The sequence below is a fragment of the Paractinoplanes polyasparticus genome, assembly GCF_019710575.1.
Lineage (GTDB): Bacteria > Actinomycetota > Actinomycetes > Mycobacteriales > Micromonosporaceae > Actinoplanes > Actinoplanes polyasparticus.
This window is the reverse complement of sequence record NZ_JAHWFK010000050.1, coordinates 13205-29731: the sequence shown is the minus strand read 5'-3', so window position 1 is coordinate 29731 and position 16527 is coordinate 13205. Positions and strand designations below refer to the sequence as shown.

Here is a 16527-nt window from a genome sequence, read left to right as displayed (position 1 = left end):
AACGGGCGCCCACTCCTAACGGGGAAGGATCAGCTGCCGTACACCTCGAAATTGAAGAGGGAGTAGCCCCACGCCGTGGCCCGGGCGGTGCCGTTGATGCGGACATGTCTGGCCTGTGCGCTCAGACCCGTGTTGTCGTCCTCGCCGCCGTTGCCGCCGGTGACCGACCGGGCGGTGGTCCACGTGGTGCCGTTGGTGGAGGTCTGGATCTGGTACGCCGACCCGTAGGCGGCCTCCCACTGCAGGCGTACGCGGGAGATGTTGTACGTCGCGCCGAGGTCGACCTGGATCCACTGCGGATCCGAGTGCGCACTCGACCAGCGGGTCGTCGCGCTCGTGTCGACCGCCGCCGACGCCGGGTAGCTGGCGTTCTCGACGCTCGAGGCCGTGGCCGTCTTGTTGAGCGAGAGCAGGTTCTGTGCCGCGCCGGTGGCGAACGAGAAGCTGTCCAGGTCGAACAGCGCGCCCGTGGCCCCGCCGGCGAACGTCAGGTAGAGCGACGTGGTGCCGGCCGGCGCCCCGCTGATCGCCCCGGTGACGTTGACGAACGTGTCCCACGACCCGGTCGGGGCGACCGTGGCCGACCCGATGACCGTGCCGGTCGCCGAGCCCGTACGCAGCTGGAGCGTGCCGCCGATGCCGGCCGAGGACACCCGGGCGGTGAAGGACGTCGCGTTGTTCAGCTTGTACGGGTCGAACTGGATCCAGTCGCCGTTGTTGATGTCGCCGACGGTCTGCCCGCCCTCGGCCGTCGTCTTGGACATCTTGGCGATGCCCTGCGACGTCTTGTAGTGCTCGGCCTGGCGCTTGCGGGGGGCCAGGATGTGCTGGGCGTTGCCGACCAGCCCACCCTTGTCGGTGTAGGAGGCGTCGAAGATCGGGAAGATGTTCGCGGCGTCGTCGTGCTCCCCGTCGGTGGGGATGGTGATCGTGCCCGAGCAGCCGGTCTGGGCCGTGATCTGGTGACCGTGCTGGTCGTGGCCGAGCACGTACGCCATGGTCACCTTCGAGCAGTCGATCGTGCCGTCCTCGGGGTCGGTGACCGTGACGCTCCAGGGGATGCTGTCGCCGAACGAGGCGAGCTGGCCCGCGGCCGGGGCGTTGATGGTGACCCTGGGCGCGGTGTTGCCGACCGTGACGGTCACGCTCGACGTGCCGGTCGCGCCCTGCGGGTCACGAACGGTCAAGGTCGCCGTGTACGAGCCGTTGGCGCTGTACGTCTTGGCCGGGTTGGCCGCCGTGGACGTGGTGCCGTCGCCGAACGCCCACGAGTAGGTCAGCGCCCCGCCCTCGGGGTCGCTGCTTCCGGCCGACGAGAACGCGACCGTCAGCGGCGCGGAGCCGGAGGTCGGCGTCGCGCTCGCCTGGGCCGTCGGCGCGCGGTTGCCGCCGGCCACGTAGTCGTAGCGGTAGAGCGCCGAGTTGGCGTCCCCGTTGAAGTAGCCGGTGCCGTAGTCGAGGACGTAGAGGGCGCCGTCGGGGCCGAACGCCATGTCCATGACCTGCTTGCCGTTCCACGGGAACGTGTCGATCGCGCCGCGTGTGCCGTTGGCGTTGACCACGATCGGCTTGATCCAGCCCCGGCCGAGCTCGCCGGCGAAGAAGTTGCCGTCGAAGACCTGCGGGAACTTGGTGGTGGAGGGGTTGCTCGCGCTGTAGCGGTAGACCGGACCGCCCATCGGCGACTCGGAGCCGCCGCCGAACTCCGGCGGGGTGCCGGCGTCGCCCGCGTAGCGGATCCAGGCCGGCTGGGCCGGCGGCAGGGTGCTCAGGCCGGTGTTGCGGAACGAGTTGTTGGTCGGGCCGCCGGCGCAGTTGTACTTGGGGCCGGTCGCGTTGGTCGCGAAGTTCCACTCGTTGTACGTCTCGGTGCTGGTGTTGGTGCCCGTGCAGTAGGGCCAGCCGAAGTTGCCGGGCGCGGTGACCCGGTTGAACTCGACCTGCCCGGACGGGCCGCGGGTGGACGACGTGGTGCCCGCGTCCGGCCCGTAGTCGCCGACGTAGACGACGCCGGTGGCCTTGTCGACGCTGATCCGGAACGGGTTGCGGAAGCCCATCGCGTAGATCTCGGGCCTGGTTTTCGCCGTGCCCGGGGCGAACAGGTTGCCGGCGGGGATCGAGTACGTCCCGTTGGCGTTCACCTTGATCCGCAGCAGCTTGCCGCGCAGATCGTTGGTGTTGCCCGCGCTGCGCTGAGCGTCGTAGACCGGGTTGCGGTCGGTGCGCTCGTCGATCGGGGAGTAGCCGGCCGAGTCGAACGGGTTGGAGTCGTCGCCGGTCGAGATGTAGAGGTTGCCGGCCGCGTCGAAGTCCATGTCGCCGCCGACGTGGCAGCACTGGCCGCGGTCGGTCGGGACGTCGAGCACGTTGACCTGGCTGCCCATGTTGACCGAGAAGTCGGCGTTGAGGGTGAACCGCGACAGCCGGTTGACGCCGGCCCAGGTGGCCCAGGTGGCCGCCGAGCCGGTGGCCGGGGCGTCGCCGGCCGGGGTGCTCAGCGGCGGCGCGTAGAAGAGGTAGATCTGCCGGTTCGTGGCGAAGCCGGGGTCGGCCGCGACGCCCTGCAGGCCCTCTTCGTCGTGGGTGTAGACGGGGATGTTGGCGATGACCGCGGTGTTGCCCGCGGCGTCGGTGCGCCGCAGCGTGCCGTTGCGGGCGGTGTGCAGCACCGACCGGTCGGGCAGCACGGCCAGGCTCATCGGCTCGCCGGTCTCGGCGACACCCTTGGCCAGGGTGACCTGCTGGAAGTCGGCCGGATTGATCACCGCGGCGGCCGGGGTGGCCGGGGCTAGTGCCACCGTGAGGACGGAGGAGAGCAGAAGAGCAGCCGTGCCCATCGCTGTTCTTCGATGGTTGTGGGTCCTGTGGTTCACGTGGTCCCTTCCTGACTCGAGTCGCCAGGCAAGGCGCGTGCCGCCGCGCCGCAGCCGGGGTTGCTGTGGCTTGCGGGCGTGCTCCGACGGCGCGACGGTGGGGGCCGTCACGTGCCGGAAACAATCCCGTAGTGGGCTTCACGTTATGAAGTAAGGAAGTGTCCTGTCCAGACTTTTTGATCGACCGACATAACTTTTGCGTCATCAGTCGAAAGCAGCGCGGGGATCTTTCCGTCCCGCCTCAGGACAGTGGGAACCGCACCGTGAACGTCGTGCCCAGGTGGGGACGGCTGACCACCTCGATGCGGCCACCGTGGTCGGTGACGATCCGCTGAGCGATGGTCAGGCCGAGGCCGCTGCCGCCGGTGGCACGCTGCCGGGCCGGATCGGCCCGCCAGAACCGCTCGAAGACGTGCGGCACGTCGCCGGCCGCGATGCCCACGCCGGTGTCCTCGACCGACAGCACCGCCTCGCCCGCCTCGGCCCGGGTCCGGACGACGACCCGCCCGCCGCGGTCGGTGTAGCGGATCGCGTTGGTCAGCAGGTTGCCCAGCACCTGGCGCATCCTGTCCTGGTCGGCCGAGACCCAGACCGGCGCGGCCGCCTCCACCTCGAGCGTGACCCCGGCCGTGGCGGCCACCGCCAGCTGCGCGGTCACCCCGGCCGCGGCCAGTTCGGCCAGGTCGGTCGGCGTACGGGTGTAGCCCAGGTCGCCCGCCTCGGCCAGGGCCAGCACCTGCAGGTCGTCCAGGATCCGGCGCTGGAGCATGGTCTCCTCGTGCAGCGAGACGAACAGCTCCCGGCTGGGCTCGATCACGCCGTCGGCCAGGCCCTCGAGATAGCCGCGCAGGTTGGACAGCGGCGTCCGCATCTCGTGGGCCACGTCTGCCACCAGCCGGCGCTGCCGCTCCTCGCTCTCCTGCACCGCCCGGGCCATGGCGTTGAACGACCGGGACAGCTGGGCCAGCTCGCCGTGGCCCTCGTCGCGCACCCGGACGTCGTGCTGGCCCGCGGCGAGCAGGATGGAGGCGCCCGTGAGCCGGCGCACCGGGCGGCTGACCTGCCGGGCGATCAGGAACGTGCCGGCCAGCGCCACGATCAGCAGACCGGCCGCGCCGAGCAGGGCCGGGCGCCCGAAGTCGGCCACCTCGACCGTGTTGCGACCGCCGAGATACAGCAACAGCGGCACGGCCGCACTGGTGACCACGGTGTCGTTGAAGGCGCCCCGCAGGCAGGCCGTGTTCGTCAGGTCGACGTCCATGCCCTCGCCCGGCTTGAGCCGCTCGCACCGCACCAGGTAGTCCCAGTAGCCCTGGAACCAGTACCGGTCGCCGACCACCTTCTCGGTGGCCTTGCGCAGGCACTCGGGCGACTGCGTGAGCTGCTGCTCAGTCACGTAGGGGGCTGCGTCGAGCCCCAGCGCGGGCTCGGCTCCCGTGACGTCAGCCAGGCAGCGCACCAGCACCAGGCCCGCCCGGTACTGCGCGGCCTGTCGCAGGGTGAGCGTCGCCGGGCCGTCGCGCACCGCGTCAGCCGGCCCGAACACGTTTTTCGGAATGTAGTTGGTCCTTGCCAGGTCGGGCGGCCGCAACCCCCGGTGCGCCGTCGGCGAGAACCGCGGCACCGGGAGCGGGTCGATGTCGTACGCCACCGGCTGGACCGGCCCCGACGGGCGGTTGGCCTGGATGTCCGAGTCGACCAGCACCTCGCCCTCGGCCGTCTGCAGCTGAATGTGCAGACCGGTGCGCTCCGACAGGTCGCCGACCACACGGTCCACCCCGGGCCACCGGCCGTGCCGCAACCCGTACCGCTGGATCTCCGCGATGATGTCGGTCCGGTGCCGGTTCTGCGCCTCCAGCGCCTGGCTGACCTCGCGCGAGCTCAGCTTGAGGGTGAGCCAGGCCGTCGCGCCGATCGCGGTCGACGCCACCAGCAGCACCAGCACGAAGATGCGCAGGCGGAAACTCACTGCTCGGCCATCCGGTAACCCCGGCCGTAGACGGTCTGCACGTAGCGCGGCTCGGCCGGATTGTCCTCGATCTTGCGGCGCAGGTTGACCACGTGCGCGTCGACCGTGCGGGCCGAGACGTCGTGCTCGAAGCCGAACGTCTTGTCGATGATCTGGCCCCGGGTGAAGACCCGGCCCGGCTCGCGGGCCAGCAGCTCCAGGATGCCGAACTCCTTGGCGGTGAGCGTCACCGCGGCGCCGCGCACCCGCGCCTCGAACCGTCCCGCGTCCACCTCCAGCTCGCCCACCCGCAGGATCGACGACGGACCGTCGGCCGTGCCCGTGCGGCGCAGCAGCGCCCGCACCCGGGCCGTCAGCTCGCGCGGGCTCACCGGCTTGGGCAGGTAGTCGTCGGCGCCGATGTCGAGCCCGAGCAGCATGTCGTTCTCCGACGAGCGGGCGGTGACCATGATGATCGCCACCGACGACTCGGCGCGCAGGATGCGGCACACGTCCAGGCCGTCCACCAGCGGCATCATCACATCGAGCACAACCAGGTCGGGCTTGCGGGCCCGGGCGACGTCGAGCGCAGAACGGCCGTCACCCACGGTGATGACTTGGTGCCCCTCCTTCTCGAGGTAGAGGCGGATGAGCTGGGCGTGCTTCGGGTCGTCGTCGGCCACGAGGATACGTGCGGTCACGCCGCGATTGTGACCGTGCCGCGCCACCCCCACCAACGAATGTGAGATTCCGATGAAGAACTGAACCGATACCGATGGCCCCACAAGTTCTTCACAGATTCCGGCCTAACTTCCCGGTCAACCGACAGGGGAGGAACACCATGTGTGGGCTGAACGTCTTCGTGAGCAGCCGCCCGGGCGCGGGCACGCCGGACCGGGCGACCGCTGACGCGTTCTCCGCCGCGCTGGAGACCATGCACCACCGCGGCCCGGACGACACGCGTGTGGAGTTCACCGACGGCGCCGCGTTCGGTTTCAAGCGGCTCGCGATCATCGACCGCGAGGAGGCCGCCCAGCCCGTGCACTACCGCGACCGGTGGACCGTCGTCTTCAACGGCGAGATCTACAACTACCGGGAGCTGCGGGCCGAGCTGATCAACGAGCACGGCGCCACCTTCGCCACGGAGGGTGACAGCGAGGTGCTGGCCGCGGCGTTCCACTTCTGGGGACCGGGCGCGCTGCCCCGGCTGCGCGGCATGTTCGCCTTCGTCGCCTACGACCAGTGGACCGGCACCCTGCACGCGGCCCGCGACCCCTTCGGCATCAAGCCGCTGTACCTGCTGGAGACCGTCGACGGCCTCTTCCTGGCCAGCGAGCGCAAGGCCCTGCTGGCGTTCGCCGGCGGCTCCGGCCCGTCCATCGACACCGACGCCCTCGCGCACTACTTCACCTTCCAGTACGTGCCCGACCCGCTCACCCTCCACCGCCAGATCCGCCGCCTGCCGCCCGGGCACCGGCTGACCTGGACGGCCGGCGGCGGCGTACGCACCGAGCGTTACTTCCGCCCCAAGCTGCGGCCCCTGCACAGCACCCCCGAGGACGCCCAGGCGGCCATCCGCGACGCGCTGCGCGACAGCGTGCACAAGCACCTGCACGCCGACGTGCCGGTCGGGGCCTTCCTGTCCAGCGGCGTCGACTCGTCGGCCGTCGTCGCCCTGGCCCGCGAGGTCAAGCCCGACCTGCACGTCTTCACGGCCGGGTTCGCGGCCGACGGCTACTCCGAGATCGAGATCGCCCAGGACACCGCGGCCCAGCTGGGTCTGCGCATCACCCCGACCGTGGTCACCGAGGACGACGTGATCCGCGAACTGCCCCGCATCGTCCACCTGCTGGACGACCCGGTGGCCGACCCGTCGCTGGTCCCGCTCTACTTCCTGGCCCAGACGGCGTCGCGCTACGTCACGGTCACGCTCTCCGGCGAGGGCTCCGACGAACTGTTCGGCGGCTACACCATCTACCGCGAGCCGTCGTCCCTGTCGTCCATCGAGCGGCTGCCCAACGGCATGAAGCGCGGCCTGCGCGGCCTGGCCCACGCCATCCCCGAGGGGATGCGCGGCCGCAGCTTCCTGGAACGCGGCACCACCCCGATCGAGGAGCGCTACTACGGCAACGCCCGCATCTTCAGCCCCGAGGAGAAGGCCCAGCTGCTGCGCTTCACGGCCGACTCGCACACGGCCATCACCAGCCACCTGTACGCGGAGACAGCCGACGTCGACGACGTGGCCTCCATGCAGTACGTCGACCTGCACACCTGGCTGCCCGGCGACATCCTCTGCAAGGCCGACCGCATGTCCATGGCCCACTCGCTCGAACTGCGCGTGCCGTTCCTCGACCCGGCCGTCTACGCCGCCGCGGCCGGCCTGCCGACCGAGATGAAACTCCCCCCGCACAGCACCACCACCAAGCACGCGCTGCGCGAGGCGATGCGGGGCATCGTCCCCGAGTCGGTGCGCGAACGCCGCAAGCTCGGCTTCCCGACCCCGACCCGGCTGTGGCTCAAGGGCGGCATCGGCGACTGGATCGGCGGCCTCATCTCCGGGTCCGCCCCCCGCCACCTGATCGACGTCGACTACGCGCTGCGCCTGCTCACCGAACACCGTGCCGGCCACGCCGACAACTCCCGCAAGGTGTGGACGGTCGCCATGTTCTGCCTGTGGTGGGCCATCTTCGTCGACCGGACGATCCGCCCGGCGCCGCTCTCAGTCAGCCTCACCCCGCCGGCCCGCTCTTACGCGAACGACCGAATCACGACAGTCCTGACTGGTCAGTAACAACCGGGACTACCATCGGTCGCGCCGAACTCGACCGAGGGGGTACCCGAGCCATGGCGACACCCGCCGACTCACCGCTGGCCCGTCCCGAGCAGATCCAGGGCAACATCCTGCGTCCGTTCGGCGGCGGGCACCAGGCCTTCCTGGCCCTGTCGTTCGCCAACGACCAGGCCGGCGCCCGCCGCTGGCTGGCCGGCGTGACGGCCCGCGTCACCGGTACCATCGACGTACCGCCGCGGGCGCCTCGGGGCGAGACACGGCTCGTCCCCGGCCACACCCTGCTCAACGTCGGCCTCACCGCGCCTGGCCTGGTCGTCCTGCATCCCGAGACCGCAGGCCGGCTGGCCGCCTACGAGGCCTTCTGGGCCGGGCCGCTGGGCCCCCGCCTCGACGAGGCCAATCGGCTCACCACCACGCCGGCGCTGCTCGGCGACACCGGCGGAAGCGACCCGCTGCACTGGGTCGTCGGCGGCGTCGGGCCCTCGGTCGACGCCCTGCTCACGATCGCCGCCGGCGACGAGCAGACGATCGCCGACGCGGTGCGGCGCGAGCTGGCCGACGCTACCGGCGCCGGCCTCAAGGAGCTCTACACTCAGTTCGGCGTCGTGCATCGCGACGAGGCCGACGGCCACCGCATCGAGCACTTCGGCTTCGCCGACGGCATCTCTCAACCGGCCGTTCAAGGCTTCCCCGATCCCGGCGCGCACTTCGGCTCCCCGGTCATCGCGGCCGGCGAGTTCATCCTCGGCTGCCCCGGCGAGCGCCGCCCACCGACGTGGAAGCAGCGCCCCGTCCCGGCGAGGTGGATGCAGGGCGGCTCGTTCCAGGTGTTCCGCCGGCTGGTGCAGGACGTACCCGGCTGGTGGAACCGGATGGCCGAGCTGGCGGCCCCCGGCCAGACCCCGCAGGAGGCGGCAGCCCGGGCTCTCGGTCGGCGCCTCGACGGCAAACCGCTGGCAAGGCCGGACGCCAAGCCGGGCGAGGAGAACGACTTCACGTTCGCCGACGATCCCGACGGCGAGAAGACCCCGTTCTACGCCCACATCCGCAAGATGAATCCGAGGGACGACGAGGTCTTCCGCGACCGAGGCCGCAAGATGCTGCGCCGAGGCCTGCCCTTCGGCCCGGTCTACGACAGCGAGCACCCGGACAACGAGCCACGCGGCATCGCCTTCAACTCCTACCTGAGCAGCATCGAGGACCAGTACGAGTTCATCCAGCGCAGCTGGGCCCAGGCCCCCGGCTTTCCGACGAGCTCGCTGGTCGCCTACGGCCGGTCCGCCGCCGAGGAACCACCCCGCATCGACGGCCTCGACCCCGTGCTGGGCGACAAGCACGAAGACGCGGCCAGGCGTCTACCAGCCGCCGTCGTCAACAAGATCCCCAAGCCCGCGTACGGCGGCTTCGTCACGACGACGGGCGCGGTCTACGCGTTCGCGCCCTCCCTGCCGGCCCTGCACCGCCTCGCCGGCAGCGAAAGCCTCGACAGCTAGGACGCGGCGGCCCGCCCCGAGGTGCGTTCGATCCGGTCGAGCAGAACCTCGAGGCCGGGCCCGGTGTTCGCAACGATCCACTCCGGCAGATCCGGCAGCGGGTTGCCGGGCGACAGGCGCACGCCGGTGAGCCGCTCGTAGGCGCGGCGGTATTCAAGAGTGGGCGCCCGCCCGTAGAGCGTCCGGTAGATGTCAGCGGCAGTCCGCCGAGCATCGTCGTCGTTCGGATCTGCGCGCCAGGCCGCGTCGAGTAGCGCCGCGACCTCGTGCGGCGCCGTCCACCGCTCGGCGGCCTTGCGCAGCGCGCCGGCCGCGAAGCCCAACGTGATGTCGCCGCGGTCGACCCGTAGCCGCACTGCCAGGATGAAGGCATCGAGCTGCGTGTCCCTCTCGCCGTGCTCCTCGGCGACGCGCAGCGCCTCGGAATTCAGTCGCTCGGCCACGGGCAGCCGGCCCGCGTTGAGGTGAAGCCGGGCCAGCCGGTGCAACGAGTCGCAGAGGTAGTGTGGCGCATCCAGCTCGCGCGCCAGCGGAATGGCGCGTTCCAGCAAGCGTTGCGCTTCGTCGGGCCGACCCTCGGCCTCGTCGATCGCGGCTAGACCACTCATCTGGTCGACGACGCAGATCCAGTCCCGCAGCTCGACAGCTACGCGCAGCGAATAGATGGCGCACGCGCGGGCCCGGACGAAGTCACCTTCCTCCCGGTAGATTCCACTCATGTTGCCGACGGTGAGGCCCTCGGTCGGCCGAGCGCCGATATCGCGGGCGACGGCCAGCGCCCGCATGTAGAGCGCGACGGCTTGGTTGTGATCAGCGTTGCGGTGGAACGCCACCCCCAAGTTGTTGGCGCCGTGCAGCATCCATTGCCGGTCGCCCGCCTGTTCCGCCGTCTTCAGCGACCGGCTCAGGTGTTCGAGTGCCTCGTCGACGTTGCCCAGATGGAATTGGCACATGCCGAGGTGGATGAGCGCCGCACACATCGCCGGCAGATCGCCGGCCTCGGTCGCCATGGCGAGGTGCCGTTGCGCCATGGCGACCGCCTCGCCGTATTCGCCCTGACGATGCAGTGCGAACGTCATTCGGTCCATGGTGCGTGACAGGCCGGCCGCGTCACCCAGCCTCTCGAAGCCGGCCAGGGCGCGCTCCAGCCAGCTCACGGCTTCGGCCTGCGACCCGGTGTAGGTGAGCAGGTCACCGAGCTGCCGCTGACTGGCGGCGACGATGTCGCGGCGTCCGGTCGACTCCGCGGCCCGCAACGCCAGACGGTAATGACGCTCGGCCTCGGTCCACTGTCCGATGAGGTGGTGCACGGTGCCGATCTCGATGTGCAACGCGGCCTGGTCGGCTTCGGGCAGCAAGGGAAGCAACCGGCCGTAATAGTGGGTGGCCGCCTTGTTGGCGTAGAGCGCCTTAGCCCTGTCGCCGGCTGCGCGGAACCAGATCATCTGCTTATCGAGACGGTCGGTACGCGCGTAGTGGTGGGCGAGCAGATCGACGTACTGGATGAGGCGGTCGGCGAACGAATCCTCGATGAACAGGGCGGCCCGCTCGTGCAGGGAGGCACGAGTGTCATAGGCGATGCTCTGGTAGGCCGTCTCCTGGGTGATCGGGTGCTTGAACTCGTACTCCGGTTCGGGCAATGCCGCGATCTGCGGGGTGAGCTCCAACATGTCCAGCCGGACGAGATGGGCGGCAACCTCGGAGGCCGACCCGGCCGCCGGATAGACCGAGGCGATCCACGGTGGCTGGAACCGGCGCCCGATCACGCTGGCCACCTTGATGGCGGCCTTCTCATCATCGGTCAACTGGTCGATGCGTGCCATCACCAGCCGCTGGAGACTGCCGGGGACCTGCAGCGCGGCGAGCCCGGCCGGATCCGACGGGTCGATGCCGTTGCCGTGCAGATAGGCGACGAGCTCCTCGATGTAGAACGCGTTGCCGCCGGCTTGGTCGTAGATCTGGTCGATCAACTCGGCGGCGATGAACGCGTCCGGCCCATAGCGGTCGTGCAGGCGTCGAGTGGCCAGTCGCCGGGCGTCCGGACCGGTCATCTGAAGCAGCCTCAGACCTGTGACGTGCTCCGTCTCGACGAGCGAGTCGGGAGCGGACTCCCGTGACGTGGCCAGCAGCAGGACGGGAAGCTCGGCGAGCCGGCTGGTGATGAGCTCGAGCAGGCTCAGCGAGGCCGGGTCGATCCAGTGACAGTCCTCGAGCACGAGGACCAGCGGCCCCTGCTTGGCTCGCTCGCGCAGGCAGGCCAGCAACGTCGAGCGCAGCAGCACGTCTCGGCCGGTGCGGTCGAGCTGGGCGGTGAGATCATTGTCCGGCATCGGCAGATCGATCACGGCGGCGACCAGCGGCGCCCGCTGCCCCGTGCCGTCATAGCGGGCGACCCGCGCGGTCAGCGCCTCCCGTTGCTCATCAAGATCAAGCTCCGGGTCGATCTCGAGCAGCTCCCGCCAGATGGAGTGCCACACCAGGTAGCTGGAACTGGTCTGGTGGGACCGGCAACTGCCGCTGTAGCCCGTGAAGCCGACCGTCGCGGCCATCCGGCACATCTCTCCGGCCAACCGCGTCTTGCCGACGCCCGCCTCGCCGTACAGCCAGATCACCCGCCCCCGGCCGACGCTCACCTCGAGCACCAGTTCGCGCAACTGGGCCATCTCGACCGCACGACCGACCAGCGCACCGGACACGGGGGACGGCAGAGGACTCTTCGCTACGGTGTCCCGCAACCCAGCGACGACCCAACCCGGAACCGGCTCGGTCTTACCCTTGGCGAGCACCTCGATCGGCCCGTTGGTAACGACCAGATCGCGTACCCGCTCAAAAGTGGCGGTGTCCAGTAGCAGGTGTCCCGGTGGAGCTGCTTGCATGAGGCGCGAGGCCAGGATGACCGAATCACCGACAACGGCGTACTCCCGGCGGACGTCCGACCCGACCTCACCGCAGAAGACCGGACCGGTGGTAACCCCGCCTCGGTCGGCTCCGCCAGGCAGGGCCAGCAGCTCGAGGCAGCACCGCAGTGCCCGTTCCTCGTCGTCCTCGTGACTAACCGGCGTGCCGAACACGGCCACCAGCACGGTTCCTTTGTCGTCGGCCATGAGGTGGCGAAGATGTCCGCCGTACCGGTCGATGACCTTGACTCCGGCGGCCAGATAGGACTGCAACGCCTCAACTGTCGTCGGGTCGTCGATCGACAGGTCGGGTAGCTGCACGAAAGCGGTGGTGACCTTGCGATGCTCGTTGACCAACTCGTGGCGCCCGAATCGAAGTCTCGTACGGATGGCCGGATGCAGGAAGGGCTCGATCAGCCGCTCGAGCTCGGCCGGCGGCGGCGCCGGCGGAGCGTAAGGCGGCGCGGGCGATGCGAGGGGGCCGGCGACCCGCTGGAGCACCTCGTCGACGACGATGCCGCCCCGGTCGGCTCGGTGCAGCGCGTCGATCGCACTCGCGAGCGCCGGACCGGCGATCAGGTGCTGTAGCCGGGTTTCGGGGTCGCCCAGGAGCATCAGAAGAACAGGGCCGGATGCTATGCCGACTCGGATCGTCAAGGAGCGCGCGCCATCCGGCGTCGGCACCGGCGGCACCTCGGCGGTGGCCTCGCGAATGAGCTCGGCGCACCGGATCGCCCGACGAGCCACGGCGGCCGCGGTCTCGGGCGTGTAGTCGAACATGCCGACCAGCGCGTCGCCCGCGAAGTCGACCACGCTCCCACCGGACGCGGCGATGGCGTCGGCGGTGACGGCGAACCAGTTGTTGATGATGCGGGTGAGCTGCTCGGTGCCATAGCTGCCCGAGCCGGCAAAGCTCCCGGCCAGAGCCGTGAAGCCGACCACATCGGCGTAGAGGACGACCGCCTCGGCCCGCTGGGTTACTGGCGGGTTACTGACACTTTCGGCGGTCAGGAGCAGCCGCACCGTATGTTCGGGCAGGTAGGACCGCCAGGTCGCGGCCAGCTCACTCACGATCTGTGACGATGGTGTCGTCGACGGCTGCTGCGCCACGCCTTGTGCGGCCACCCTTCGAATCGTACTGACGGGGACCAATCATTACTCTCAGCGCGCCTGTCGCAAAGGGGAGCAGACCATGACTGTCTGGAGCAGCGACGCTACGTTCCAGTTGACCGGAGCGTGTATCCACTCGCTGCGGTTCGCCTTCGGCGCTCCGGTGGGCTATCCGCAAGGTGTCCCGCTGACGGATGAAGCCGGTGGCCCGCCTGCGCTCTTCCGCCGCATCCAGGCGGCATCGCCGCCGCCGACTCGGGGTGGCGCGACGTGGCAGACCGGGATGATTCTGGCCAAGCAGCCGTTCGACCCCGAGACCGGGGCCGGCAAGCTCGCCGACGTCTCGTGCGAAGAGGGCATCCCGGCGTTGGACGCGCCCGAACTCGGCACGGTCGTGCTCGACCAGTGGTTTCGCGTCGAGAAGCGGCAGCATGTCGTCGACTTCCCGGGCGACGATCAAGGCAACTGCATGATCTCGATCAAGTATTGGGACCCGCGCCCGAAGGGCCAGTTGAAAACGAAGGCGACTGTCGCTTACTACGACGACAAGTACGTGATGAAATGGTCCCGTCCGGTCAAGGCTGGGGACTGGGTCGCCGTCAGCTTCGACGCGTTCTACCCGCCCGAGCGCGACAGCGCCGACATAATCTTCCCGATCGGCAGCTGCGACGACCGCTGCCCGAGCTGAACCCTGCGGTCAGGGTGCCGGTGGCGGTGCCCTGACCGCGCTGCGGTCAGATGGTGGGGCAGAGCTCCGCACCCCGACTCGCCTGGCCGGCCTTCTCGTGCTGGTCAACCCCGGCCCGGTGACACCTGAGCTCGAGGTGAGCCGAATTCTGACCGGGGTGCAACTGCCTACCGTCTATCTCAAAACATGAGCAAAGGGCAGCGCTGACGACAAGGTCGCGGGGAACACGACAGTAATATGGCGGATGCACGGAAGCGCTCGGGTCGGCAGGCTCTAACCAAGAAATTGGGGGGAGCAGACCGATGATGACCGAGCGAAATCCCGTCCTGCTGGAACCGACCGTTCAGAGCGACGCCGCCCTGCGCCGCAGCCGCCTGCTGTTGCACGCCAGCGAAGCGCTGGCTGCCACGTCGACCACGGCTGACGTCCTGGCGACCGTGCCGGCCCTGTTGCGCGACTCGCTGTCCGCTACGCACGCCGCCGTGGTTCTGGCCGGCATCACTCCCAATCCGCGCGGGGGTGCGGCGAAGGCCGTTTCCGACACGCTGACCGGCACGGCTATCCGCGACCGGCGCTCGCAGTACCACGAGAGCCCGATGGACCTCATGATCGTCCACCCGGGACTGGCCGAGGCGCTCGACGAGCTCGGCTGGCAGGCCGCGGTCTGCGCCCCGCTGCCCGATCAGGCCGGCGCCGTGCTGATCGCCTGGGACGAGCCGCAGACGTTCTACGTCTTCGACCGGGCCGTCATCGCCACGCTCGCCCTCTACATCGGTCAGGCGCTCGACCGGGCGGTCAAGCACGACGCCCGCGCCGCGGTCACCGAGACCCTGCAGCGGGCGATGCTGTCGCAGCTGCCCGACGTCGACGACTACGACCTGGCCGCCTACTACCGGGCGGCGGCGGCCCAGCGGGTCGGCGGCGACTGGTACGACGTGATCCCCGGCTCCAACGACCGGCTGGCCCTGGTCATCGGCGACGTGGTCGGCCACGACACGGCCGCCGCGGCCAAGATGGGCCAGCTGCGCAACATGCTGCGGGCCTACCTGGTCGACCGCCGTGAACCGCCGTCGGCCGTGCTGCGCCGTCTCGACGCGGCCAACCACGCGCTGGGGGAGCCGACCATGGCCACGGCGGTGGTCGCGTTCATCGACCGCGCGCCCAACGGCGGCCACCGTCTGCGCTGGTCGAACGCCGGGCACCCGCCGCCCGTGGTGATCCAGCCCGACGGCCAGGTGCGCCCGCTGACCGGCAACGACATGCTGCTCGGCGCCCGCCTCGGCACCCCTCGTCACACCTACACGGCGCCGCTGCCGGCCGGCTCGACGGTGCTGCTGCACACCGATGGCCTGGTCGAGAACCGGGCGCACACCATCGACGAGAGCTTCGCCCGTTTCTACCGCCGCCTGTCCATCCGCAACTTCGGCATGCCGCGTGACCTGCTCACCCGCCTGGCCGCCGAGTTGCCCGGCGACCGCGCCGACGACATCGCCATGCTCGCCGTCCGCATTCCCGGCCGCTTATAGGCCGGGCAGCTCGCGCCCGCCGGCCGGGCTCGAGGTCAGCCGGCCGGCCAGAGTGCGGACGAGCGGCAGGGCCGCCACGCGGGTGCCCCAGCGCAGCGCCTGTACGCCGGCCCAGCTTTCCGGGGCGGCGATCCGGGGGACGCCGGGCGGCAGGTGCTGGGCGTCGTCGACGAGCGGGCGCATCCATTGCTCGTAGCGGGCGAAGGCCTGCCCGTGATCACCCTCCGAGAGGAAGGCAGCCAGCACGTACGCGCCGGTGAGGGCCAGCGACGTGCCGCCGCCCCCGATCGGGGTGACGCACCAGGCCGCGTCGCCGAGCAGCACGACACGGCCGCGATGCCAGGTGGCGGCCTGGACCTGCCGCAGCCATTCGACGTACAGGTCATCGGCGATCTCGAAGCCGTCCAGGATGCGCGGCACCTCCCAGCCCAGGTCGGCGAACTTCTTGCACAGCTCGCGCCGGATCTCGTACGCGCTCAGACCCGCCAGCACCGGGGTGTCGGCACGGAAGTTGAGCATCGCCCGCATGGTGCCGACGTCGTCCGGCCGCAGCGAGACCTGCCGGGCCTCCGGCACGACCAGGAACTTCCACCAGTTGTCGTCCTGAGGTTCGCGCTCGATCGTGCCGTAGGTGACGTACATGCCCAGCGCGCGTTCCCGCGGCTCGTCGGAGAAGACCAGCTCTCGCGTACGCGAGCCGGCGCCCTCGGCGATCACGACCAGGTCGAAGCGTTCCCGCCCGCCGCAGGCGAAGGTCACCGCGGCGCCCCGCTCGTCCTGGTCGACGGCGGTGATCTCGTCGCCGAACCGCCACTGCACGCTCCCCGGGCACGCCTCGGCCAGCAGCCGCGACAACGCGCCGCGCAGGATCTCGAGTTCCGCGGTCGGTCCGTCGTCCCCGCCCACCGGGAACTCGGAGATCACCGCGCCCGCCTCGTTGACGAACCGGGTGCCCAGCTCGCCGGTGTTACGCCCGCGCACCGCCTCCTCGAGGCCCATGCGCCGGATGACCTCGCGCCCGGTGGCCCGTACGTCGATGTTCTGCCCACCCTCGCGCAGTGCCCCCGCGCGTTCGAGCACCGTGACGTCGAAACCGGCCTCGGCCAGCCAGTATGCCGCCGCCGGACCCGCGATGCTCGCTCCCGTGACCAGAACCCGTGCGCTCAAGAGGCCTCCTCGATAGTTCCACCATCAAACTATC

General features: G+C 70.2%; 9 protein-coding genes. 4 read left to right on the top strand and 5 right to left on the bottom strand.

Features of this window, described 5'->3' with window-relative positions:
* Positions 1 to 29: 29 nt before the first annotated feature.
* The 3 genes from KXC43_RS39660 to KXC43_RS39650 all read right to left on the bottom strand — a co-directional run bounded on the left by KXC43_RS39660 (position 30) and on the right by KXC43_RS39650 (position 5522).
* The gene (locus KXC43_RS39660) at positions 30 to 2837 is read right to left on the bottom strand and encodes a PQQ-dependent sugar dehydrogenase (protein WP_221381398.1); all 2808 of its coding nucleotides are present in this window, start codon (positions 2835 to 2837) and stop codon (positions 30 to 32) included.
* Between the two features lie 277 nt (positions 2838 to 3114).
* Positions 3115 to 4842 (bottom strand): sensor histidine kinase, encoded by a 1728-nt coding sequence (locus KXC43_RS39655; protein WP_221381397.1) that lies wholly within the window; start codon positions 4840 to 4842, stop codon positions 3115 to 3117.
* Entirely contained in the window at positions 4839 to 5522 is a 684-nt protein-coding gene (locus KXC43_RS39650; RefSeq protein WP_221381396.1) for a response regulator transcription factor, read from the bottom strand. Before KXC43_RS39650 ends, KXC43_RS39655 begins: the two co-directional genes overlap by 4 nt.
* Positions 5523 to 5662: 140 nt before the next feature.
* On the opposite strand from KXC43_RS39650, the gene asnB reads away from it, so the two are divergent.
* Positions 5663 to 7612: an asparagine synthase (glutamine-hydrolyzing) gene (asnB, locus tag KXC43_RS39645; RefSeq protein WP_221381395.1), complete on the top strand. Its 1950-nt coding sequence runs from the start codon at positions 5663 to 5665 to the stop codon at positions 7610 to 7612.
* A 53-nt stretch (positions 7613 to 7665) separates the two neighbouring features.
* Positions 7666 to 9105 carry a Dyp-type peroxidase gene (locus KXC43_RS39640; protein ID WP_221381394.1) on the top strand — a complete coding sequence of 480 codons (1440 nt, stop codon included), beginning with the start codon at positions 7666 to 7668 and terminating at the stop codon, positions 9103 to 9105.
* Here KXC43_RS39640 and KXC43_RS39635 read toward each other — a convergent pair.
* Positions 9102 to 13127 (bottom strand): tetratricopeptide repeat protein, encoded by a 4026-nt coding sequence (locus KXC43_RS39635; RefSeq protein WP_221381393.1) that lies wholly within the window; start codon positions 13125 to 13127, stop codon positions 9102 to 9104. The two genes, KXC43_RS39640 and KXC43_RS39635, sit on opposite strands and share 4 nt — an antisense overlap.
* A gap of 67 nt (positions 13128 to 13194) precedes the next feature.
* Between KXC43_RS39635 and KXC43_RS39630 the strand changes: the two genes are divergently transcribed.
* On the top strand, positions 13195 to 13800 hold the full coding sequence (locus KXC43_RS39630) for a hypothetical protein (protein ID WP_221381392.1): 606 nt from the start codon (positions 13195 to 13197) through the stop codon (positions 13798 to 13800).
* Between the two features lie 302 nt (positions 13801 to 14102).
* The gene (locus tag KXC43_RS39625) at positions 14103 to 15326 is read left to right on the top strand and encodes a PP2C family protein-serine/threonine phosphatase (RefSeq protein WP_221381391.1); all 1224 of its coding nucleotides are present in this window, start codon (positions 14103 to 14105) and stop codon (positions 15324 to 15326) included.
* Here KXC43_RS39625 and KXC43_RS39620 read toward each other — a convergent pair.
* On the bottom strand, positions 15321 to 16493 hold the full coding sequence (locus tag KXC43_RS39620; RefSeq protein WP_221381390.1) for an FAD-dependent monooxygenase: 1173 nt from the start codon (positions 16491 to 16493) through the stop codon (positions 15321 to 15323). The two genes, KXC43_RS39625 and KXC43_RS39620, sit on opposite strands and share 6 nt — an antisense overlap.
* Positions 16494 to 16527 lie beyond the last annotated feature (34 nt).

Bases quoted from the DNA above. Each gene is read 5' to 3' on its own strand.
- KXC43_RS39660 (WP_221381398.1), bottom strand. From the start codon at position 2,837: ATGGGCACGGCTGCTCTTCTGCTCTCCTCCGTCCTCACGGTGGCACTA.
- asnB (WP_221381395.1), top strand. From the start codon at position 5,663: ATGTGTGGGCTGAACGTCTTCGTGAGCAGCCGCCCGGGCGCGGGCACG.
- KXC43_RS39640 (WP_221381394.1), top strand. From the start codon at position 7,666: ATGGCGACACCCGCCGACTCACCGCTGGCCCGTCCCGAGCAGATCCAG.
- KXC43_RS39630 (WP_221381392.1), top strand. From the start codon at position 13,195: ATGACTGTCTGGAGCAGCGACGCTACGTTCCAGTTGACCGGAGCGTGT.
- KXC43_RS39625 (WP_221381391.1), top strand. From the start codon at position 14,103: ATGATGACCGAGCGAAATCCCGTCCTGCTGGAACCGACCGTTCAGAGC.